Source organism: Pseudomonas sp. S30_BP2TU TE3576, from assembly GCF_050436025.1.
GTDB lineage: Bacteria > Pseudomonadota > Gammaproteobacteria > Pseudomonadales > Pseudomonadaceae > Aquipseudomonas.
In genome coordinates this window covers 549,783-570,892 of sequence record NZ_JBNDLK010000001.1, presented here as the reverse complement: position 1 = coordinate 570,892, position 21,110 = coordinate 549,783, and the positions used below count along the sequence as shown (strand labels likewise).

The window sequence follows — 21,110 nt, the reverse complement described above, 5'->3', positions numbered from 1 at the left end:
AGAAATCATTTCACTACTACACTGAGTCGAACCACTCACCGAGTGACATCGATCATGCGCGTCGACTGGATCGCCACCTGCCTCGCCCTCACTTTGCTGGCCGACCCGGTATCCGCTACGGATCAACAGCAAAAACAGCAAGCGGCCGAGAACAAGGCTGAGGTGCTGGAACAGAAAGCCGCCGAGAACAACAGCCCCGCACCGGCGCCCAAGGCTGAAGCGATTACCCCGTCCGAAGTCCAGGCCGTTGACCCGGCGGGCGTCGCGCCGCTGGACGACGCGATCACGTGCCTGGCCCGCTCCATTTACTGGGAAGCCAAGGGCAAGGATTCTGCCGATATGGAAGCGGTGGCCAATGTGGTGATGAATCGCCTGGGCCACGAGGGCTTTCCCGACACGGTGTGCAAAGTGGTCAAGCAGGGATCGGAAACCAAGAGTTGCCAGTTCTCCTGGTGGTGTGACGGCAAATCCGATTCGGTCCAGGAGGAGGTGCCTTACACGATGGCCAAGGAGATCGCGCGCAAGGCCCTGAACAAGGAACTTCCGGATCGTACCCAGGGTGCCCTGTATTTCCATGATCGTACCGTCAAGCCGGATTGGGCCAAGGAATACATCAAGACCGTGGACATCGGCTTGTTCCGGTTTTACAAGCCACATGACGGATCGGCCAAGTAGTAGAGGTGGATTCGGCCAAATATTGTTTTTTTTACTCAGGTTGCGTGAGGCGTTATCGAAACTGAAATGTTTCTGTTTTATAAGCTTCATAACTTTACCTTGCGCGAATACCGCCATAAGCAGGAACTACACATGAAGCTGACAAGTGTCTGGATCAGTAATCTCGCGCCGATCACGGCGCAATTACCGGTGTGCGTCGTATGACCGTTCTGGTCACCGGTGCAGCCGGTTTCATCGGTTTTCATACGGTCCAGCGTTTGTGCCGCGAGGGTCAGGAGGTCGTCGGTATCGACAACCTCAACGACTACTACGATGTCGAGCTCAAACACGCACGCCTCAAGGTGCTGGAGACTTTGCCGGGTTTTCGCTTCCAGAAAATGGACATTGTCGACAAACCGGCCCTGATGAGCTTGTTCCGGGAGCACGGTTTTACCGAGGTGGTGCACCTGGCGGCTCAAGCCGGGGTGCGCTACTCGCTGGACAATCCGGATGTCTATGCACAGTCGAACCTGGTGGGTTTCCTCAATGTGCTGGAAGCCTGTCGGCACCATCGCCCCGAGCATCTGATCTACGCCTCGAGCAGTTCGGTGTACGGCACCAACAGCAAAATGCCGTTCAGTGTCGAGGATCCTGTCGAACATCCCGTTTCGCTGTACGCCGCCAGCAAGCGCGCCAATGAACTGCTGGCCGAAAGTTATTGCCATCTATATGGCTTGAAAGCCAGTGGCCTGCGCTTTTTTACTGTCTACGGTCCATGGGGCCGCCCGGACATGGCGCTGTTCAAGTTTACCGACGCCATCCTCAAAGACCTGCCCATCGACATTTACAACCAGGGGCAGATGTCGCGCGACTTTACCTACGTCGATGACATTGTCGAAGGCATCGCCCAACTGCGCCCAAAACCTCCGGTGCCGGAAGGCGCCGCCGCCGGGGTAAACCGGCTCTTCAACATTGGTCGCGGGATGCCGGTGGCGTTGCTGGATTTCGTCGAGTGCCTGGAATCAGCCTTGGGCTTGCAGGCCCGACGTAACTACATGCCGATGCAGGCCGGTGACGTGGTCAAGACCTGGGCCGATGTTTCGGCACTGGCCGAGTGGGTGGGCTTCAGCCCGCAGGTGACGCTCGAAACCGGCGTCGGAGAGTTTGTGAAGTGGTATCGGCAGTTCTATCAGATTTGAAGCGTTCGCCTCTGATCTCGAAAAAATCAAAAAAAGGCGAGAGAGACCCCATGAGCCAAGACATTTTTGTATCCGTACTGATTCCCGCGAAAAACGAAGCGAACAACCTCAGGCCATTGCTTGAGGAAATCCGCGTGGCGCTGGCCGATGAGTCTTACGAAATCATCGTGGTCGACGATGGCAGCACCGACGCGACCCTGCATGAACTGCGGCAGATCCGTCACGACGGCTTGAACACCTTGCGCATCCTCCATCATGAGCGTTCGCTGGGGCAGAGCACCTCGCTCTACCACGCCGCCCGTGAGGCGCGGGGCACGTGGCTGGCGACCCTCGACGGCGACGGCCAGAACGACCCGGCGGACATCCCCGGCATGCTGGCGCTGGTGCGCGGCGAGCCGGGCAAGGTCGATGTGCAACTGGTCGCCGGGCATCGGGTCAACCGTCGCGACACGGCGAGCAAACGCTACGCCTCGCGCTTCGCCAACAACCTGCGCCGCCGCCTGCTCAAGGACGCCACCCCGGACACCGGTTGCGGCCTGAAGCTGATCGAGCGTGCGGCGTTCTTGCGCCTGCCGTACTTCGACCACATGCATCGCTATATTCCAGCCCTGATCCAGCGCCATAACGGCCGCATGATCGTGCACCCGGTCAATCACCGGCCACGCACGGCCGGGGTGTCGAAATACGGCAACATCGACCGTGCGCTGGTGGGGATTCTTGATTTGTTCGGTGTCTGGTGGCTGATCAAGCGCACGCGGCTGAACACCATTGCCCAGGAGATCGAAGGATGATGTTGACTCGTGAAACCCTGTGGCTGCTGGTCGGCTTTGCGGGGCAGGTTGCCTTTACCGGGCGGTTTGTCCTGCAGTGGTTGTACAGCGAGTACAAGAAACGCAGCGTGATTCCGACCAACTTCTGGTACCTGAGCATCGTCGGCAGCACCCTGTTGCTCGCGTATGCCATTTACCGCCAGGACCCGGTGTTCATCGCCGGGCAGGCATTTGGCTCCATCGTCTATTTTCGCAACCTGCAATTGATTGCCAAAAGCAGAAGCGTAAAGGAATAAACCATGCGTAGATCGATATCGCCACGGGTCGAATGCCTGGGCCTGATGCTGCTTGCCCTGTTGTTGATCGGTGCGGGGCTGGGGTTGCGCCAGGCACAGAATGTGGACGAAGAGCGCTTCCTCGGTGTCGCACTGGAGATGCTGCAAAATGGCTCGTGGCTGATCCCGCACCGTGCCGCCGAGATCTACGGCGACAAGCCGCCGATTTTCATGTGGGCGGTGGCGTTCTTCACCTGGCTGACCGGCAAGCCGAATATCGCCCTCTATATACCGGGGCTGTTTTCGGCGGTCACGGTCACGGCGATGGTCTATGACCTGGGCCGTCGCTTGTGGACCCAGCGTACCGGTCGCAACGCCGCGCTGCTGTACCTGGCGACGTACCAGACCTACAGCATTTTGCGCACCGGTCAGATCGACAGCCTGTTGATTCTGTTCACCTCCCTGGGCTTGTACGGTCTGGCGCGACACCTGCTGGTCGGCCCGGCGTGGCGCTGGTTTTACGCGGGCTGCGCGGCCATGGGCATTGGCGTGATCACCAAAGGCGTGGGTTTTCTGCCGGCGTTGTTGCTGATTCCTTACGCCTATGCGGTGCGCAAGGACTGGCCTGGTGTGGTGGCCATGCCCGGCGAGGCACGCAAGTGGTTGCTGGGGTTTGCCGTGATGCTCGCGGCGATTGCGATCTGGTTGTTACCCCTGGCCTTGTCCATTGCATTCCATGGTTCGGCAGACGAAATTGCCTATGCGCGGGAGATCCTCCTGCACCAGACCGCAGGCCGTTATGCCGCGGCGTGGCATCACCGCGAACCATTCTGGTATTTCTTCACCAACGTGATTCCGCAGTACTGGCTACCGTTGGTGCTGGTGCTGCCATGGCTGGTACCGGCCTGGCGCCGTCAGTTGCAAAAACGCGACGGGCGAGTGTTGGTAGTGCTCGGTTGGGTGGTGCTGGTGGTGCTGTTTTTCTGCATCAGTAGCGGCAAGCGCAAGTTGTACATCTACCCGGCGCTGCCTGGGCTGGTGCTGGTCGCCGCGCCGTTGATTCCGTGGATGCTCAAGCGCTGGTTCAAAAAGCACCCGCGTTTGCGTCGGGTGTTCCCGGCACTGGTCGCGACCTGGTTTGTGCTGTGGTTCGCCCGTGGTTTCATCGAACCGATCAAGGAAGGCACCAACATTGATCAGGTGCTGATGGCGCAGGCGGCGACCATGACCCAAGGAGCCGATCTGGTGCTGGTCAACTGGGAGGAGGGGCACTGGTTGTTCGCCCGTCAGCCGATTGTGCATTTCGGCATGGACTATTCGACCATCGAGAAGGCCGCGCTGTATCTGCGCGAACACCCCAAGGCCTACGCTTTGGTGCCGGATGACGTATTGAACCAGTGCTTCAAACCCGAAGCGGCCCGTGAATTGGGTGAGAACTCCCGGGCGAACTGGTCGATCGTGGGCGCGGATGCCGACAACGGCAAATGCCTCCCGCAAGAGCCCGGCAAAGCCTATCGGTTCACCTGGAATGACCCACACATGCCAGTGCAGGCGGCTAATCCCTGAGGGCAAAAAAGGGGCCGCTTGAATAAGCGGCCCTTTCTCTTCGTTCGTCTCCTGTCATTGACTGGCATCCAGCACCACGCGGTAGCGCGCTTTGCCGCTGCGTAAATGATCGATGGCTTCGTTGATCCGGCTCATGGGAAACATTTCGACCTGCGGCAGGATCTGATGGCGTGCGCAGAATTCCAGCATGGTCGCGGTATTGGCGGGTGAGCCGACCGGTGAGGCGGACAAGACTTTTTGCTGGGGAATCAGGTTGAACACGTGCACTGGAATGGCGTCGGGCACGACGCCGACAAAGTGCAGGCGACCTTTGCCGCGCAGGGTGGCGAGCATGGCCGTCCAGTCGAGGTTGGCGTTGGCGGTGACCAGCAGAAAATCCAGGGTGCCGGCAATGGCGTTGAGCGCAGCCGTGTCGGTCGAGGCGACCACTTTGTGTGCGCCCAGGCGCTTGGCTTCGTCCTGCTTGCTCAGCGATGAGGTGAAGGCGGTGACTTCGCAGCCCCAGGCGTTGAGGAAGCGCAGCGCCAGGTGACCGAGGCCGCCGATGCCCACCACGCCGACCCGGTCAGTGGGCTTGATGCCGAACTCCACCAGCGGGTTGAACACGGTCGAACCGGCACAGAACAACGGCCCGGCCATCGCCGGATCGAGCCCGTCCGGGATCGGCAGGGCCCAGGCCCAGTGCGAGCGAATGCGGTCGGCAAAGCCGCCATTGCTGCCGATGATGGTCGGTTGCACGGTGCGACACAGGTTATGGGAGCCTTCGATGCACGACGAGCAATGCATGCAACTGCCCTTGTACCAACCGATGCCCACCCGTTGGCCCATTTCCAGGCCGCGGACCTGGGCGCCGACCCGAACGATACGGCCGACCACCTCATGGCCGGGGATAAACGGGTAGTGGCTGATGCCCCAATCGTTGTCGATCAGCGACTGGTCGGAGTGACAGACGCCGCAATACTCCACGGCGACTTCCACTTCATCGTTTCCCAACGGGCCGGGCTCGTAGCTGTAGCGCTCCAGTGGCGCGCCCGCTGCCGTGGCGGCCCAGCCGGTAAAGGTGGTGAGTTCGCTGCTGTCGCTCATGGGATACCTCCAGATCAGAAGTCAGGGGTCTTGGCCGCTTGGATGCAGCGGCGGAGCGAGGAAAGTGTAGCGGGTTGCTGGTGCTCCATGGGGCGTGAACCTGGATACTTGAAACTACAAATGTGCTCGATGTGGACACATTGCAGATACATGAGCGCGGTTTCATGGGCCAGGTCCCACGCTCACAGAGAGATCAGCCATGTTCCGCAAACTGCAGCAGTTCGTCAGATTGTTCAGCCAGAGCGCCCGCTTGATGGTCGGCGTTCCCGAGTACGACAACTACGTGGCACAAATGGCCCGCAACCGTCCGGGCGAGCCAGTCATGAGCTATGAGATGTTTTTCCGTGAGCGCCAGGAAGCGCGTTTTGGCCGGGGCAAGTGCAATACGCGGTGTTGTTGACCCGAGAGTTACTTCATAACTCCAGATCGATCACGAAGGCATCATCGAAATCAGGATTTTCATTGATGCCATTCCTGGCATAGCCCCTGGGGTTGCAGACCACCCGGGTGTTACCTACCCGATAATCAAAGCTGCCATGGGTATGGCCATGCAGCCAAAGTGCCGGTTGCCAGTCTTTGATCCGCGCTTCGAGGTCCGAGACAAAGCTTGAGTTGATCGGCGAACCGGCAAAAGTCGGGCTGATGCTCGACCGTGTCGGGGCGAAATGAGAGACCACCACCGTGGGCGTGCTGCTGTCGCGGGTGAAGCAGTCTTCCAGCCAGGCGACCGTCTGTAGAAAAACCAGCTGGGAAATGGCCGGTGTGAACAGGTCCGGAAAGTCGGGGGCAATTTTGATGTGGCTGAAGTCACGCATCAGTTGGGTCGCCAGATCGATGCCCAGCGCTCGATCCTCAGGGCTATCGAGAAGACGATAGTCAGACCACAACGTGCAACCGAGAAAGCGCACGCCGTCGTGGACGTATTCCGAACGTTCCAGCACGTGAATCTGCGTGCCTTGCGCCAAGCGGTTCAACTGCTCGTAGGTGGAGATCAGGTCACTGCCGTAGAACTCGTGATTGCCTGCCACGTACAGCAGTGGAACCGGACACGCTTTAGCCCACTCGATGGCCTTGGCCGGCCGGGCAATGTCCCCGGCGAGCACGACAATATCGGCATCCACGTCGGGAAACGGGATCGTATTGACGGACAGATGCATGTCGGACAGCAAAGCAATGCGCATTGATCAACTCCGGCGTGTCTTGCAGGGCAGGTCAATCAAGTTACGCGTTGTGAGCCCGTCGCCACAAGCCTGCCGGGCACCGGGTATTACACGTGCAGTCATTGTGTGGTGCAGAGATAATTGTGCGGGCTTGCCCGCGAAGGCGGCGTGTCAGGTGCCATGTTTTCTGGATGTGCCGGCCTCTTCGCGGGCAAGCCCGCTCCCACAGGGGTTGTGGCCAGCCGTGGGATGGGCGTGCACTGACGATCAAAACTGTGGGAGCGGGCTTGCTCGCGAAGAGGCCGGCACATTCAACACAGATGTCGACTGACCCACCGCTATCGCGAGCAAGCTCGCTCCCACAGTTGACCCGTTTACTTCAAATACCAACCCCAAGGCTGGTCACTGACGTACTCAGTCACCTGCTTGACCTCCAGGTAATTGTGCAGCCCCCATTGGCCCAGTTCCCGGCCGATGCCGCTGTGTTTCATGCCACCCCAGGGTGCTTCGACGAAGGTCGGTTGCGAGCAGTTGACCCAGACGATTCCGGCGCGCAACTGGTTGGCGACCCGGGCGGTGCGCTGCAAGTCGGCGCTCATCACGGCGGCGGCCAGGCCGAAGCGGCTGGCGTTGGCCATTTGCACGGCTTGCTCTTCGGTCTTGAAGCGCTTGATGCACAGCACCGGGCCGAACACTTCTTCGCGCCACAAAATGCTGCTGTGGCCAGGCTCGTCGAAAATCGCCGGTTCGACAAAGTAACCTTCGCGCAAGTGCGCCGGTCGCCGTCCGCCGGTGAGCAAACGGGCGCCGCTGGCCAGGCCTTGGTCGATGAAACCGAGCACCTTGTCGTATTGGCCCTGGCTGATCAGCGGACCCAGAAGAACCCCGGGCTGCATACCGGGGCCGATGCTGATCTTGCGGGTTTCTTCCACCAAGCGTTCGATCAGACGCGGGGCGATGGTTTCCTGCACCAGCAAGCGCGAAGTGGCGCTGCACACCTGGCCCTGGTTCCAGAAAATCCCGAATAGTATCCACTCCACGGCGGCTTCGATATCGGCGTCATCGAACACGATGAACGCAGACTTGCCGCCCAGTTCCAGGCTGATGTTCTTGATGTCACGCGCCGCCGCCGACATGATTTTCGCCCCGGTGGGCACGCTGCCGGTGAACGCCAGTTTGTCCACGCCCGGATGCTCGGTGAGTGGGCTGCCGGCGTCGGCGCCGAGGCCGGTGATCACGTTCAACACCCCGGCCGGCAAGCCGATGCGGTCGGCGGCGGCTGCGAGTTCCAGAGCGGTCAGCGGCGTCAGCTCGGACGGTTTCAACACCACCGTGGCCCCGGCGGCCAAGGCTGGAGCGACCTTCCACGCGGCCATCAGCAGCGGGTAGTTCCACGGGATGATCTGCCCGGCCACGCCAATCGGCTCGTGGCGGATACGGCAACGGAAACGCTCATCCGGCAAGGCCAGTGGCTGATCCTGTTGCTGGTCCAGATTGCGCGCCAGTCCGGCGTAGTAACGAAAGCAACCGATGGCATCGCCGATGTCCCACTGCGCTTCAGGCAAAGGTTTGCCGTTGTCGCGCACTTCCAGTTCGGACAGTGCCTGTTTACCGGATTCCAGTTCATCGGCCAGCGCCTCCAGCCATTGCGCACGATCGGCGCCGCCGGTCTGGCCCCAGCCATTGTCGAAGGCGCGCCTGGCCGCGCGCACGGCGTGGTCGACGTCTTCTTCAGTCCCCGCCGCCACGCGGTGGAAGGCTTGTTCGGTGGCCGGATCGATAACATCCAGATAGCCGCCCAGATCCGGGCTGACCCATTCGCCGTTGATGTAAAGCTGATCACGCATGGTGCGACTCCTGGACGCCGGTGCGGCGGTTTTGCAGATGGCGGGAAGTGAACAGCAGGGCCAGCGACACGCAGATGATCACCGTGGAAATCGCGTTGATCTCTGGCGTCACGCCGCGGCGGATGGAGGAAAAGATGTAGATCGGCAGCGTCGTTTCGGAACCGGCGACGAAGAACGCGATGATAAAATCGTCGAAGCTGAAGGTGAACGCCAGCAGGAACCCGGCCATGATCGCCGGGCTGATCTGCGGCAGGGTCACCCGCCAGAAAGTATCCATCGGTGGTGCGTACAGGTCCGCCGACGCTTCCAGCAAGGCCTTGTCCAGCGAATCGACGCGACTGCGCACGATCACCATCACCAGGGCCATGGTAAACAACGAGTGCGCGGCGATCACAGTGAAGAACCCCATGTTCAACTTCGGCACCGTCGGCAGCCAGCTCGCCAGCAGTGGGTTGATCAGGTCGAACAGGCTGATGAAGGCAATCAGCGTCGAGATGCCGATGACGATGCCGGGCACGATGATCGCGCAATAGGTCAGCGCATCGAACAGCATTCGCACCTTGGGCCCGGTACGTTGCAGGCCGAACACCGCGAGGGTGCCGAACAGCGTGGCAATCACCGCCGAACTGAACGCGATCAGCGCGCTGTTGCCCAGGGCTTCCATGATGAACGGGTTGCCGAACGCGGTGCCGAACCATTGCACCGAGCAGCACTGGAACGCCAGGCCACTGCGCCCGGCGTTGAAGCTGAACAGCACGATCAAGGCAATCGGCGCGTAGAGGAACAGGTATAGCGAAGTCGAATAGCTGCGCAGCCACATGTCACAAACCTCCGTCGGCAGGGCGACCACCGTAGCGCGCCACCAGTTTCAGATACACGCCGATGATCAGCAGCATCATCGCCACCAACGTCATGGCCAGCGCACTGCCGAACGGCCAGTTGCGTGATTGCAGGAACAGGTCGACCAGCGCGTTGCCGACAAAGAACACCTTGCCGCCGCCGAGAATGGCCGGGATCAGGAACTCGCCCATCAACAGGATGAACACCAGCATCACCCCGGTGATGATTCCCGGTGCAGACAGCGGCAGGGTGATGCGGCGCAAGCTTTCGAAGGCGCTGGCACCCAAATCCGCCGAGGCTTCGAGCAGGCGCTTGTCGAGTTTTTCCAGGCTGACGTAGATCGGGAACACCATCAGCGGCAGGTAGCCGTAGACGATGCCGATCAGCACCGCCCACGGCGTGTTGATCAGCCGCACATCCTCGAGACCCAGGCTGGCCAGCATTGCCGGGATACCCTTGCCGCTGAGGATGAAAATCCACGCGTAGGTGCGGATCAGGAAACTGGTCCAGAACGGCACGATCACCAGGGTCAGCAACAGCGAGCGGTTTCTGGTGACCTTGACCGCCAGAAAGTACGCCAGCGGATAGGCCGCCACCAGGCACACCAAGGTGCCCAGCGGTGCGAGCATCAGCGTGTTGCTGAACGCCGCGCCGCGAGAGCCGAGGTTCAGGTAGTTGGCCAGGGTGAAGCCACCGGCGTAACCGCCTACGGCGCTGCGCTCGCCGAAACTGAAGACCAGGATGATCACCAGCGGCATCAACAACAGCAGCAGGAACCACAGGGTCGAAGGCAAGAGCATCAGCAGGGTGATGCGTCGGCCGAGGCTGCGCCGTTGGCGAACCTCGACCGCCAGGGCATGGCCCGGCTGCACCGTTTGCGGGTGGGCGGCGGCATTCATGGATGACTCCTCATTGGCCATGGTCAAGCGATCAGGCGGACTTGAAACGCGCCATCAGTTCGGCGCGGGCCGGGCTGGTCAGCGTCGCGGCGGCACCGAACTCCAGCGGGCTCAGGGCCTCGGCGGCCGGGTACATGATCGGATCGTCGAGCATCGCCACAGGCAGCAGCGCGTCGACACGTTTGTCGCCGCTCGGGTAACCGTGGCTCAGTACCTCGAGTTTGTTGTGCTGCGGATCGAGCAGGTAGTTGATGAACGCGTAGGCGGCGTCCTTGTGCTCCGAGCTTTTCGGAATTGCAAAGAAGTCGCTCCACAACTCGCCTCCTTCCTTGCCCAGTTCGAACTGCATTTGCGCGTTGTCGCGGTGCAGTTGCGAAGCATCGCCAGTCCAGGACATCGCCAGCCAGGCATCGCCGCTGCGCATCGACGGCTGAATGTCGGAGTTGATCGCGAACAAATGCGGCTTGACCTCGATCAGCAGTTTTTCCGCATCGGCCAGTTCTTTCGGGTCCAGGGAGTTGAAGCTGTAGCCGAAACTCTTCAGGGCATTGCCGATGGCGGTCAGCTGGTAGTCGTGGACCATCGTCCGGCCACTGGCCGGGCCTTGGGCGGCGACCCAGAATTCTTTCCAGCTGGTCGGGCCGTTTTTCAGTTTGCCGGTGTCGTAGAGCATGCCGGTGGTGCCCCAGTTTTTCGGCACCGCGTAGACCTTGCCGTCCACCGTGCCCTGGGCCATGAATTTCTGCTGGAACGCCGAGGCATCGAAGTTGGGAATGCGTGACAGGTCCAGGGGCTCAATCAATCCCAGCCCGACGTAGGTGCTGATGGTGTAGTTGGTCGGCACCAGCACGTCCCAGCCACTGCCACCGGCCTGCAATTTGGCGAGCATTTCTTCGTTGGAACCGAACACGCTCATCGACACGCGGGCGCCGGTGGTCTTGCCGAAGGCGTCGAGGTTTTCCTGGCTGTGGTAGTTCGGCCAAGTCGCCAGCGACAGGCGATCACCGAGTTTGGCCTGCTCGGCCGCCTCGGCGCTTGCGGTCAGCAGGCCGGGCATGTTGGTGGCGACCACGGCGGCGGCAATGCCGAGGCCGGTGCGGCCAAGGAACTCGCGGCGGCTGATCGAGCCGTTCTGCCAGCTGCGCAGGGTTTTGATAAAGGTCTTCTGGTCCATAACACGCTCCACATCCGGTTGATGAAACGAATCGATGATTTACAACGCCATGGCCAGGCCATTGGCGTGATCCCAGCCGACGCGAACCGCTGCGCCGTGTTCGAATGCATTGGCGCCGTGATCCTGCTGGCGCGGTACCCGCACGCAGACCACGCCGAAGGCCTGGGTGCGCACGCGGTATTCGGTGGAATTGCCCAGGTAAATGCGGTCTTCGACACAGCCCGGCAGCTTCACTTCGCGGCTCATCTCGGCATGGGCGCCGGCGATGCTGATCAGCTCCGGGCGCACCGCAATGCAACCTGCGGCATTGGCGCTCAGGGCTTTACCGGTAGGCGTCAGCGGACTGGTCAGTTCCAGCCCTTGCTCGGTACGCAGCACCACCGAGTTGCCATTGAGCTGGCGCACGGTGCCGTCGAACAGGTTGGACTCACCGATAAAATCCGCCACATAACGGCTGGCCGGGGCTTCATAGAGTTGTTCCGGGGTGGCGGTCTGGATGATCGAACCGTTGTGCATCACGCTGATGCTGTCGCTCATCGACAGGGCTTCTTCCTGGTCGTGGGTGACCAGCACGAAAGTGATGCCGACTTCGCGCTGCAAACGCAGCAATTCCGATTGCATCTCCTTGCGCAGCTTGCGGTCCAACGCAGCCAGTGGCTCGTCGAGCAGCAACACCGTCGGCTTGTTGACCAAGGCGCGGGCGAGGGCGACGCGCTGTTGCTGGCCGCCGGACAGTTCACTCGGCTTGCGTTGGCCGAAGCCGCTCAGACGCACCATTTCCAGCGCCTCATCGGCCATGCGCAGTTGTTGTTTCTTGTCCGGGCGCGGTGTGCGATAGCGCAGGCCGTAGGCAATGTTCTGCGCCACGGTCAGGTGCGGGAACAGTGCGTAATGCTGGAACACCATGTTCACCGGCCGCTCGAAGGCTGGCACACCGGCCACGCTCTTGCCGGCCAGACGAACTTCACCGCTGGTGGGCTGCTCGAAGCCGGCGATCATGCGCAGGGTAGTGGTCTTGCCACAGCCCGAGCCGCCGAGGAAGGAATGAAACGAGCCACGCCGCACCGCGAAATTCAGACCGCTGACGGCCTGCACCTCGCCATAGCGTTTGACCACATTGCAGAATTCGATATCGCTTGGCGGGTTGTCGTTCACGCTGTTGTTCACGAGGCGGGCTCCCTTGCAGTGATGAATCAGTGCGTCGGGGGCCAAACTAGCAATCGGGGTTTTGCGGTGTATATATCCCTTGGGGGATAGGAGGAGAGTGGAGCAAGTGTTCAGTAGGTGTGAGGCGTCGTGATCAGATGCGACTGGCGACCTTCACCTTCACATTTATTTGAGTAACCGAGTGTCCAGCCCAAAACGCTCCTGCGATACAAGCTTGAATCGATCCACAGCCAAGTCACAGCTCACCAGCAGGTTCCATGAATGACGGGTAACTGCAGAAGGGATAAGCACAAAAGGATGTTCGGAAAGTAACTCATCAGCATAGTGTTGCTGATTGGGCGAGAGCTCAGACGGGATGAGCCAGTTCGGGTTCGGCACATCTTCGGGCTGAACAACCTTGATGACATTGGAATCCAGAACCTCGAAACACGTCAGCACGTGGGGCACCGCATCGAGCGTATCGAAGCCTGTGTGGGTTGCAACCTCCAAAATGGCAGTAGCGGGGTCGGCCGAAGCGTAAATGACCCGGCGACCGGGAGGGTTCCACCGGCCACCGGATTGCTGAGCACCTATTCCGCTGTTCCACGTGTCCTTGAAGACCTCGCGGTCAAGGCGCCACGCGTGCCACTTCCCATCCCAGGGCAAAGGATTCATTGATAAACCCCGTGTTCAATCCGGGTCAAATAGTCCTCTACCACCTGAAAACCCAGCGAGTTATCGATCAGTTCCAGTGGGATATGACCTTCCAGGAACTTGCAGGGTTTCTTCAGCCAGTTCTCAGCCAACTGCAAATTGCCGAACACGTTGATGGCGTGCTCCAGGGACTGAGCGTATTGAAAGGCGATTGTGCTTTGCTGCTGGTTTAGTCGCACCGGTTTTGTCTCCTTTGCCAAGCGTTGTACTGTCCTGACGGACTTCCCTGTGATGCGCTCAACAAGGCCGTGTTCCATATACAGTTCGGAGGCAGAAAGCATCTCCCTCACGTCGTTCAGATCAAAACCTTCCTGTGTGTATTTGATGATTAACATGCGCGTATCACCTTTACGTCCTTGTAACAGCACCTCAGTCGGCTTTCGGCTGACAGGTTTTGTCTTCGTCGCGACGACTGCTTTTTCTTTGGATTTGATGGCGGGCATACCGATTACCTCCATGCGACATTTGACGTGAGCATAGCGCCATATGTCGCAGGTCGAGCAATTGGGTTTCTCGACTAGCGCATTGCTCCTGCAATCGTTTCACGCTGAATGCATGAAGCTATGCCCGCTAGCACCAGGCGAGCCAATCGCTCGTACCTGCCTAGAGTTGCAACGTTAACCCTTGCACTTCCGACGGCCAACCCTAAAAACGTGTCAGATATTTCCTGTGTTTTCATGAGTTTTTCAACGTCAACGAAGTGTGTAATTTCATTGTTTGAGTGCGGTGTTTAAGCGCCGTCAGCGTTACTTCCCGCAAGCTACAACACCTTGCGTCATTGCCTACAGCTACGCCAGAATCCGCCGGCTTGTGCGTCTTGGGGTCGGGTCTTATCGTTTGCTGGTCACTGAAAAACAGTGATCGGGTTTGGTAGCCCGGTAACTAGGCGTATTGGTTTTGCCGTCGACAGGCCTTTTCAGGCGTCTGTTTTATGGTGGCCATGCGCAGGGCTCCTTCGGGAGCGCCGGGTCCTAGTTACCGGTCTACCAACCCGCGTATGGTCGCCACCCCCTCGTTTGGTAGCGAGGTGAAGGCTCCTCTTTCTAACTAGGAGTTTCACTATGTTCAAAATCACACCCAACCCGCCGGACACCGATCCGGCATCCCCGTCCGAAAGCCTCGATTCAAACAAGCTCCACGAAGCCGTCGAGCGCGCCCTCAACCTAGGCCCCCACATCATGGCCACCCCTCACAAACCCAGCACGATGTTCATCGTCAATCCCGAACTCAATACCGAAACCTTGCTGGTGCATGCGTGTGAGTCGCTGGCGTCGGCCAATGTCATGGCCAACGATCTGGTGGATCATCTGGAGGGGACGAGTCGCAATGCGCTGTTGGGCATTGCGCAAGTGATCATGCTGGGCGAACTGGCCGTAAACCGGGCACTGGATCAACTCGATCCACCTGAATAACCACACCTATCCAGGCAACACAAAGACCTGTGGGAGCGGGCTTGCTCGCGAAAGCGGTGTGTCAGGCAACTGATACGGCAACTGGAATATCGCTTTCGCGAGCAAGCCCGCTCCCACAGGGTGTTGTGCTGGCCGACAGGTATCAGGCTTGCAACTTGAGGCCGGGCGCCTGTAACGGATCCTCCGTCAGCTCCCGAATAAACAACCCCAGCAACTCCGACTGGCTGCCAATCCCCAGCTTGGCGTAGATGTTCTTGCGGTGAATCTTCACCGTGCCGGGGCTGATGTTCAGTTGTTCGGCCACCGAGGCGCTGGAGTGGCCGCGCAGCAACAGTTGAACGATTTCCTGCTCGCGCCCGGTGAGGATGTGCGCGCCGAAGTGGTCGAAGGCTTCGCGGATCTTGAAGTCCAGGTCTTGCGCCGGGCGCGGTTGCTGGGCCTGGCACAAGCGCCAGGCTTCATTTATGACCTGTTCGACCACCGCTTGCGCGCACTCGACGAGCTGCATTTCGTCCCGGCTGAAGGCGCAACTGGCACTGGAGCGCATCAGCGACAATACCGCCGTGGCGCCGTTGCCGAGGTCGACGAAAAAAGCCACTTCCTCGGCCAGCCCCGTTTGCTGGTAATAGGTCAGGAAGTATTCACCAAGGTAGAAATGGTCGGGGGCGAACTGGCGCAGACGCCACAGTCCCGGTGCCTGGCCACGGGTGCAGGCCAGGTAGAACGGGTCGAGCAGGTAAGGCCCGCACTGGTAGTCGTCGACATACACCGCGCGCTTGTCCGCCGAAAACGTATCGAACAACGCCAGTGGCCGGTGATTGCCTTCGTAGACGAACAGCACGAAATGATCGACCGGGCAGATTTGCCGAAGCCAATGGCTCAACCCCGACAGCCGCGCATGCCCGGCAGGCAGGTCGAGCAGGTGGGCGACTCCGGTGGTCCAGAGTTTCAGTTCCTTGGGGCGCATGGCGGCTACAGGCAGAAGAGGATGGCCTTTGGATGCACAAAGTACGCCATGGCGGGTTTGCCCGTATGCAGAGGGGTGGGTGGCGGCACGTCGAGGAAAAGACGCACCTCCACAGGGCCAGGTGTTACCGAGTGCTACAAGGTTGGTAGCAAAAGTGATCGGCTGAATCCGTCAGTGAGCACTCCGGGTCGAAGGCAACAGGATCGTCAGAATTCCCAGCAACGGCAGGTATGAGCACAGCGTGTACACGTACTCGATGCCATGAATATCCGCCAGATGCCCGAGCAGCGCAGCACCGATCCCGCCGAAACCAAACATCAGGCCGAAGAACACCCCGGCGATCATGCCGACGTTGCCGGGCACCAGCTCCTGGGCGAAGACCACAATGGCCGAGAACGCCGAGGCGAGGATGAAGCCGATGATCATGCTCAACACACCTGTCCAGAACAGGTCGACATAGGGCAAGGCGAGGGTGAAGGGGGCGGCGCCGAGGATCGAGAACCAGATCACCTGCTTGCGGCCAATCCGGTCGCCGATCGGGCCACCAAAGAATGTGCCCGCCGCGACAGCACCGAGGAACAGGAACAGGTACAGCTGCGAACTGGCCACCGACAGGTCGAACTTCTCGATCAGGTAGAAGGTGAAGTAACTGGTGAAGCTGGCCATGTAGAAGTATTTGGAGAATACCAGCAGCGCCAGCACCACCAGGGCAAACGTCACCCGCCGTTTCGACAGGCCGTGGGTGGCCTTGCTGCCTTGCTTGAGCTTGAACAGGTTCAGGTGATTGCGATACCAGCGGCTCAGGCCGTACTGAACGAGGATGGCAAACACCGCGAACAAGCCAAACCAGGCGACATTGCCCTGGCCATAGGGAATGATGATCGCAGCGGCCAGCAAGGGGCCGAAGGCGCTGCCGGCGTTGCCGCCGACCTGAAAGGTCGACTGCGCCAAACCGTAGCGACCGCCCGAGGCCAGGCGTGCCACCCGCGAGGTCTCCGGGTGAAAGGTCGACGAACCGACGCCCACCAGTGCCGAGGCCACGAGAATCGCCGGGAAACTGCCAACCATCGACAGCATCAGGATACCGATCAGGGTGCAGACCATGCCGGCCGGTAGCAGCCACGGTTTGGGATGACGGTCGGTGTAGAAGCCGATCCACGGTTGCAGCAGTGAGGCGGTGAGCTGAAAGGTCAGGGTGATCAGGCCGACCTGGGTAAAGCTCAAACCATAACTGGCCTTGAGCATCGGGTAGATCGACGGCAGCACGGCCTGGATCAAGTCGTTGATGAGGTGCGCCAGCGCACAGGCGCCGATGACGCGCATGACCAGGGGGCTGGCCTGGCTGGCCGCCGAAGCGGTGGATGACGGTGAACTGAGGGTGGTGGTCGACATGGGCGATCTTCCGGATAAATAACGCGAACTGCGAACGCAAGGCGCAGCCAATTTCAGGGTTCGGCATTATCCTATGGCCCACAAAGTCGCCCGTCTCGCGCAACTCGGGCGCGGGCTATCGCAAAAAGGGCGTCATGATCAAGCCATTGCAGACATTTCTTACGGAGATCGACCAGGGCGGCTGGAGTGTTCGCAGCAGTGCGACCGACTACCCGGAAAACTGGTTCATCCCGCCGCACTCCCATGAAAAGCATCAACTGATCTATGCCATCGAAGGCGTGATGGTGGTGCACGCCGCCACCAGCCAATGGACAGTGCCACCCAGCCGTGGCATCTGGATGCCGAGTGGGGAAGTGCACTCGATTCGCTGCGTGGGAGCGATCAAGATGCGCAGCGTTTTTGTGCGCCCTGACGCGAGCCTGGATCTGCCCGCTGAAACCCGGGCGGTGAGTGTGTCCGCATTGCTGAGTGAGCTGATCAAGGTCTCGGTCGATTTCGACTTTTCCTGCGATCCGGATTCACGGGAAGCCCGGGTGCTGCGCCTGATTCTGGATGAATTGACGATCCTGCCAACCTTGCCATTGAACCTGCCACAGCCCACCGATCAAGGTATCAACCAGATTTGTAGCGCGTTGCAGCATGACCCCGGGGATGGGTCGACGTTGTCGGACTGGAGCGCCCGGCTGAGCCTCGACGCCAAAACCATCCAGCGAAGGTTCCGCAAGGAAACCGGCATGACCTTCGGCCAATGGCGCCAGCAAGCGCGCCTGCTGCTGGCGCTGGAACGGATAGCGGTCGGGGAGAAGATCATCGACATCGCCGGGGAGTTGGGATACGACAGCCCGAGCGCGTTCACGACCATGTTCAAGAAGCAGTTCGGCAAGACGCCGAGTGATTTTTTCAAGTGATGGAAAGGGTGTTCTCTTGCACAAGCGAACACCCTTCGGTCACCGGCACAACTTCAAACAAAAATCCGCAACAGTATCGTCGCCAGAATCACCGTCGAGCCCCCCAATGCGCGTGGAGATCTGCGCGAACGGCAACAGCGCATGCGGTTGGACGCCGACAGGATCGCCACGTCTGCGGTGCCTGCTGTCGTTGTCCTCAGAAACGATCGAGCCGGTACGGCGCAGTCGCCGGCAGGCTGTGAGGCTGGATGCCGGTCAAGGGCGAGGCCATTTGCGCGATCAGTTCCGCCGTGACCGCCGCCTGGGTCAACCCCAGGTGCTGATGGCCGAAGGCGAGCAGGACCTTGCCGTCGCACACCCGGTCGATGATCGGCAGGGAGTCGGGCAAGGAGGGCCGGAAACCCATCCATGGCGTCGCTGCTTCAACACTCAGCTCACGCTTGAACAGGCCTTTGCTCAGGCGGTGCAACTGCCAGGCGCGCTCCATGGTCGGTGGACTTTCAAGACCGGCGAATTCGACGGTGCCGGCCAGGCGCAGCCCATCTGCCATCGGCGTCATGATGAACTTGCGCTCCAGTGAGGTGACGGCAAACGGCAAGCGTTCGTGCTCGTGGGGTAGCATCAAGTGATAGCCGCGCTCGGTGTCCAGCGGGACTTTCTTGCCGGTCAACGCGGCGGTGAGCCTGGCTGAATGGGCACCACAGGCAATCAATACCTGGCGGCTGTTGAATCGGCCTTGATCGGTGATCAACGACACGCCGGTTTCATTCAACTGCCCGCCCTCGACCCGCTGTTTGAGGAACTGCACGCCAGTGCTTTTGGCCGCGTGTACCAGTTCGCCGACTACCCGGAAGGGGTCGAGGAAATGCCCGGTGCGCGGGAAGAACAACCCACCGCGGATCTGCTCGCTGAGCTGCGGAGCCGCTGCGCGTACAGCCTTGGCCTGCCAGAAGTCGACCGGCACTTGCTGCTGGCGCATGCGTGCCTGCAATGCCTCGATCACCTGCTGCGAGTCGGGGCGTTCGAACACCAGCAACGAACCGTCTTCTTTCAGCAATTCGGGACGGTCGATGGCCTGCAGCAAGCGGTGCCAGGCACCCAGGCTGCTTTCATTGAGCGCACGGATGCCGGCCACGGTGCGCTGGAACGGGGCCGGACGCAGGTTGAGCAACAGGCGTGCGAACCAGGGCAGGGCCCGGGGCATGTATTTCCAGTCCAGGCGCAGCGGGCCCATCGGGTCCATGAGCATGGCGGGCAGGCGTTTGAGGATGGACAGGTCGGCGATGGGGAACACCTGTTCGGTTGCCAGGTGCCCGGCATTGCCAAACGAAGCGCCCCGGCCGGGTTCCTGCTGGTCGATGACCACCACCCGCAGACCCAGGCGTGCCAGGCGCAGGGCGCTGGCGACGCCGATGATCCCGGCACCGACTACGGCAACGTCCGCCGCCGCGGGCGGGTTATTGGAAGGGGAATAGTTGGCCATGTCCTAGGCTTCTCTCCGGCCGTCTAGAAGGCGGCGCAACTGCAACGGATTGCTGTGTTTGAGCGCGGCCGGCAGCAAGGCGTCCGGGAAGTCCTGATAGCAGACCGGGCGCAGGAAACGCAGGATGGCGGCGGTGCCGACCGAGGTGCTGCGCGCATCGGAAGTCGCCGGGAACGGGCCACCATGGACCATGGCATCGCACACCTCGACGCCGGTCGGCCAGCCATTGACCAACAGGCGCCCGGCCTTGCGCTCCAGGGTCGGCAGCAAGGCCCTGGCGCTTTCCACATCGGTATCGTCCAGGTGCAGGGTGGCGGTCAGTTGGCCTTCCAGGTGTTCGATGACCTGACGGATTTCCTCGTCGTTGGCGCATTGCACGATCAGTGACGCGGCGCCAAATACTTCTGCCTGCAAGGCCGGATCGGCGAGAAACTCATTGGCTTGGGTGACGAACAGGCGGGCCTGGCATTGGTTCGGGGTATCACCCTTCAGACCAGCGGCCACTGTGTGTGCATGGGCATGTTCGACCAGCGCGCCGACGCCGGCCTCGTAAGCATTGAATATGCCGGGAGTGAGCATGGTCTGCGCCGGGCTGCGCTGGACGCATTGCGCGGCCTCTTGGATGAATCGTTCAAGGGCCGGGCCTTGGCGGGCAATCACCAGGCCTGGGTTGGTGCAGAATTGGCCAGCGCCTTGGGTGAGGGAGGCGACGAAGCCTTGCGCCAGTGTCTCGGCTCGCGACTGCAATGCGGCGGGGAACAGCAGTACCGGATTGATCGAGCTCATTTCCGCATACACAGGGATCGGCTCGGGACGCGCCTGGGCTGCGTTGCACAGGGCGATGCCACCGCTGCGCGAGCCGGTGAAACCCACGGCCTTGATGCGCGGATCGCTGACCAGGGCGATGCCCACTTCGCGGCCGGAGCCGAACAACAGCGAAAACACGCCTGTGTGCAGCCCGCATTGTTTGACGGCTCGGGCCAGCGCCCGGCCCACCAGTTCACTGGTGCCGGGATGTGCGCCATGGGCCTTGACGATCACCGGGCAACCGGCGGCCAGCGCCGACGCGGTGTCGCCGCCGGCGACCGAGAAGGCCAGGGGAAAGTTGCTTGCGCCGAACACCGCCACCGGGCCGAGCGGCACCTGACGCTGACGCAGGTCCGGGCGGGGCTGGGGCTGACGCTCCGGCAGTGCGCTGTCGACCCGCACATCCAGCCATTCGCCTGCACGCACGGTGCGGGCAAAGGTGCGCAGCTGCTGACAGGTGCGGCCGCGTTCACCCTGGATACGCGGGCGTGGCAGACCAGTCTCGGCCACGGCGCGGTCGATCAGATCATCGCCGAGGGCTTCGATTTCGCTGGCGATGGTTTCGAGGAATTCGGCGCGTGCGTCCAGGGTCGTTGCGCGATAACTGTCCAGGGCACTCCACGCCAGGGCGCAGGCCTGTTCGACGTGCTCACCGCTGCCACCGTGATAGGTCGGTTCGAGGGGGAGATCAGTGGCCGGATCAATGCCGCGGATCGCTTCGCGGTTGCCGGCGACGGCCTGTTGGCCGATCAACATGTTGCCTGTCAGAGTCATGGTCTTTCCTGAAAAAAAGAGGGTGGGGCGTTTGCAA

At 60.8% G+C, this 21,110-nt stretch carries 21 protein-coding genes; 8 read left to right on the top strand and 13 right to left on the bottom strand.

Annotated elements, in window-relative coordinates; translation table 11 throughout:
* Nucleotides 1–54 precede the first annotated feature (54 nt).
* The 5 genes from ABIA48_RS02500 (at nucleotide 55) to ABIA48_RS02480 (ending at nucleotide 4,464) form a co-directional block, all read left to right on the top strand.
* Nucleotides 55–675: a cell wall hydrolase gene (locus ABIA48_RS02500; protein WP_429486915.1), complete on the top strand. Its 621-nt coding sequence runs from the start codon at nucleotides 55–57 to the stop codon at nucleotides 673–675.
* A gap of 200 nt (nucleotides 676–875) precedes the next feature.
* Nucleotides 876–1,853 (top strand): NAD-dependent epimerase, encoded by a 978-nt coding sequence (locus ABIA48_RS02495; protein WP_429486914.1) that lies wholly within the window; start codon nucleotides 876–878, stop codon nucleotides 1,851–1,853.
* Between the two features lie 50 nt (nucleotides 1,854–1,903).
* Nucleotides 1,904–2,644 carry a glycosyltransferase family 2 protein gene (locus ABIA48_RS02490; RefSeq protein ID WP_429486913.1) on the top strand — a complete coding sequence of 247 codons (741 nt, stop codon included), beginning with the start codon at nucleotides 1,904–1,906 and terminating at the stop codon, nucleotides 2,642–2,644.
* The gene (locus ABIA48_RS02485; RefSeq protein WP_277537214.1) at nucleotides 2,641–2,919 is read left to right on the top strand and encodes a lipid-A-disaccharide synthase N-terminal domain-containing protein; all 279 of its coding nucleotides are present in this window, start codon (nucleotides 2,641–2,643) and stop codon (nucleotides 2,917–2,919) included. Before ABIA48_RS02490 ends, ABIA48_RS02485 begins: the two co-directional genes overlap by 4 nt.
* 3 nt (nucleotides 2,920–2,922) lie before the next feature.
* Nucleotides 2,923–4,464, top strand: a complete 1,542-nt coding sequence (locus ABIA48_RS02480; RefSeq protein WP_429486912.1) for an ArnT family glycosyltransferase — start codon at nucleotides 2,923–2,925, stop codon at nucleotides 4,462–4,464.
* Between the two features lie 54 nt (nucleotides 4,465–4,518).
* On the opposite strand, the gene ahr is transcribed toward ABIA48_RS02480, so the two are convergent.
* Nucleotides 4,519–5,550: an NADPH-dependent aldehyde reductase Ahr gene (gene ahr, locus ABIA48_RS02475; RefSeq protein WP_429486911.1), complete on the bottom strand. Its 1,032-nt coding sequence runs from the start codon at nucleotides 5,548–5,550 to the stop codon at nucleotides 4,519–4,521.
* A 199-nt stretch (nucleotides 5,551–5,749) separates the two neighbouring features.
* On the opposite strand from ahr, the gene ABIA48_RS02470 reads away from it, so the two are divergent.
* Nucleotides 5,750–5,950 carry a YbdD/YjiX family protein gene (locus tag ABIA48_RS02470; protein WP_008001923.1) on the top strand — a complete coding sequence of 67 codons (201 nt, stop codon included), beginning with the start codon at nucleotides 5,750–5,752 and terminating at the stop codon, nucleotides 5,948–5,950.
* Between the two features lie 13 nt (nucleotides 5,951–5,963).
* Here ABIA48_RS02470 and ABIA48_RS02465 read toward each other — a convergent pair whose 3' ends face one another.
* The 8 genes from ABIA48_RS02465 to ABIA48_RS02430 all read right to left on the bottom strand — a co-directional run bounded on the left by ABIA48_RS02465 (nucleotide 5,964) and on the right by ABIA48_RS02430 (nucleotide 13,773).
* The gene (locus ABIA48_RS02465) at nucleotides 5,964–6,731 is read right to left on the bottom strand and encodes a metallophosphoesterase (RefSeq protein WP_429486910.1); all 768 of its coding nucleotides are present in this window, start codon (nucleotides 6,729–6,731) and stop codon (nucleotides 5,964–5,966) included.
* Between the two features lie 353 nt (nucleotides 6,732–7,084).
* A complete protein-coding gene (locus tag ABIA48_RS02460) occupies nucleotides 7,085–8,557 on the bottom strand; it encodes an aldehyde dehydrogenase family protein (RefSeq protein ID WP_429486909.1) in 1,473 nt (490 codons plus the stop codon).
* On the bottom strand, nucleotides 8,550–9,377 hold the full coding sequence (locus ABIA48_RS02455) for an ABC transporter permease (RefSeq protein WP_007990502.1): 828 nt from the start codon (nucleotides 9,375–9,377) through the stop codon (nucleotides 8,550–8,552). The genes ABIA48_RS02460 and ABIA48_RS02455 overlap by 8 nt, the downstream gene beginning before the upstream one ends.
* 1 nt (nucleotide 9,378) lies before the next feature.
* Complete coding sequence (locus ABIA48_RS02450) at nucleotides 9,379–10,296, bottom strand: ABC transporter permease (protein ID WP_429486908.1); 918 nt, start codon at nucleotides 10,294–10,296, stop codon at nucleotides 9,379–9,381.
* A gap of 31 nt (nucleotides 10,297–10,327) precedes the next feature.
* Nucleotides 10,328–11,470 (bottom strand): ABC transporter substrate-binding protein, encoded by a 1,143-nt coding sequence (locus tag ABIA48_RS02445; protein ID WP_429486907.1) that lies wholly within the window; start codon nucleotides 11,468–11,470, stop codon nucleotides 10,328–10,330.
* A gap of 39 nt (nucleotides 11,471–11,509) precedes the next feature.
* The gene (locus ABIA48_RS02440) at nucleotides 11,510–12,637 is read right to left on the bottom strand and encodes an ABC transporter ATP-binding protein (protein ID WP_429486906.1); all 1,128 of its coding nucleotides are present in this window, start codon (nucleotides 12,635–12,637) and stop codon (nucleotides 11,510–11,512) included.
* A 165-nt stretch (nucleotides 12,638–12,802) separates the two neighbouring features.
* Nucleotides 12,803–13,291, bottom strand: coding sequence for an RES family NAD+ phosphorylase (locus ABIA48_RS02435; protein ID WP_429486905.1), 489 nt, complete (start codon nucleotides 13,289–13,291; stop codon nucleotides 12,803–12,805).
* On the bottom strand, nucleotides 13,288–13,773 hold the full coding sequence (locus ABIA48_RS02430) for an antitoxin Xre/MbcA/ParS toxin-binding domain-containing protein (RefSeq protein ID WP_429486904.1): 486 nt from the start codon (nucleotides 13,771–13,773) through the stop codon (nucleotides 13,288–13,290). The genes ABIA48_RS02435 and ABIA48_RS02430 overlap by 4 nt, the downstream gene beginning before the upstream one ends.
* Nucleotides 13,774–14,391: 618 nt before the next feature.
* Between ABIA48_RS02430 and ABIA48_RS02425 the strand changes: the two genes are divergently transcribed.
* A complete protein-coding gene (locus ABIA48_RS02425; protein WP_429486903.1) occupies nucleotides 14,392–14,742 on the top strand; it encodes a DUF6124 family protein in 351 nt (116 codons plus the stop codon).
* Between the two features lie 142 nt (nucleotides 14,743–14,884).
* On the opposite strand, the gene ABIA48_RS02420 is transcribed toward ABIA48_RS02425, so the two are convergent.
* Nucleotides 14,885–15,709 carry a response regulator transcription factor gene (locus ABIA48_RS02420; protein ID WP_429486902.1) on the bottom strand — a complete coding sequence of 275 codons (825 nt, stop codon included), beginning with the start codon at nucleotides 15,707–15,709 and terminating at the stop codon, nucleotides 14,885–14,887.
* Between the two features lie 171 nt (nucleotides 15,710–15,880).
* A complete protein-coding gene (locus ABIA48_RS02415) occupies nucleotides 15,881–17,101 on the bottom strand; it encodes an MFS transporter (RefSeq protein WP_429486901.1) in 1,221 nt (406 codons plus the stop codon).
* Between the two features lie 134 nt (nucleotides 17,102–17,235).
* Here ABIA48_RS02415 and ABIA48_RS02410 point away from each other — a divergent pair, with 134 nt between their 5' ends.
* A complete protein-coding gene (locus ABIA48_RS02410; protein ID WP_429486900.1) occupies nucleotides 17,236–18,009 on the top strand; it encodes an AraC family transcriptional regulator in 774 nt (257 codons plus the stop codon).
* A 196-nt stretch (nucleotides 18,010–18,205) separates the two neighbouring features.
* Here the strand turns inward: ABIA48_RS02410 and ABIA48_RS02405 are convergent, their stop codons facing one another.
* Together ABIA48_RS02405 and ABIA48_RS02400 are read right to left on the bottom strand one after the other, a co-directional pair.
* Nucleotides 18,206–19,492: an NAD(P)/FAD-dependent oxidoreductase gene (locus tag ABIA48_RS02405; RefSeq protein ID WP_429486899.1), complete on the bottom strand. Its 1,287-nt coding sequence runs from the start codon at nucleotides 19,490–19,492 to the stop codon at nucleotides 18,206–18,208.
* Between the two features lie 3 nt (nucleotides 19,493–19,495).
* Nucleotides 19,496–21,073: an aldehyde dehydrogenase (NADP(+)) gene (locus ABIA48_RS02400; RefSeq protein ID WP_429486898.1), complete on the bottom strand. Its 1,578-nt coding sequence runs from the start codon at nucleotides 21,071–21,073 to the stop codon at nucleotides 19,496–19,498.
* Nucleotides 21,074–21,110 lie beyond the last annotated feature (37 nt).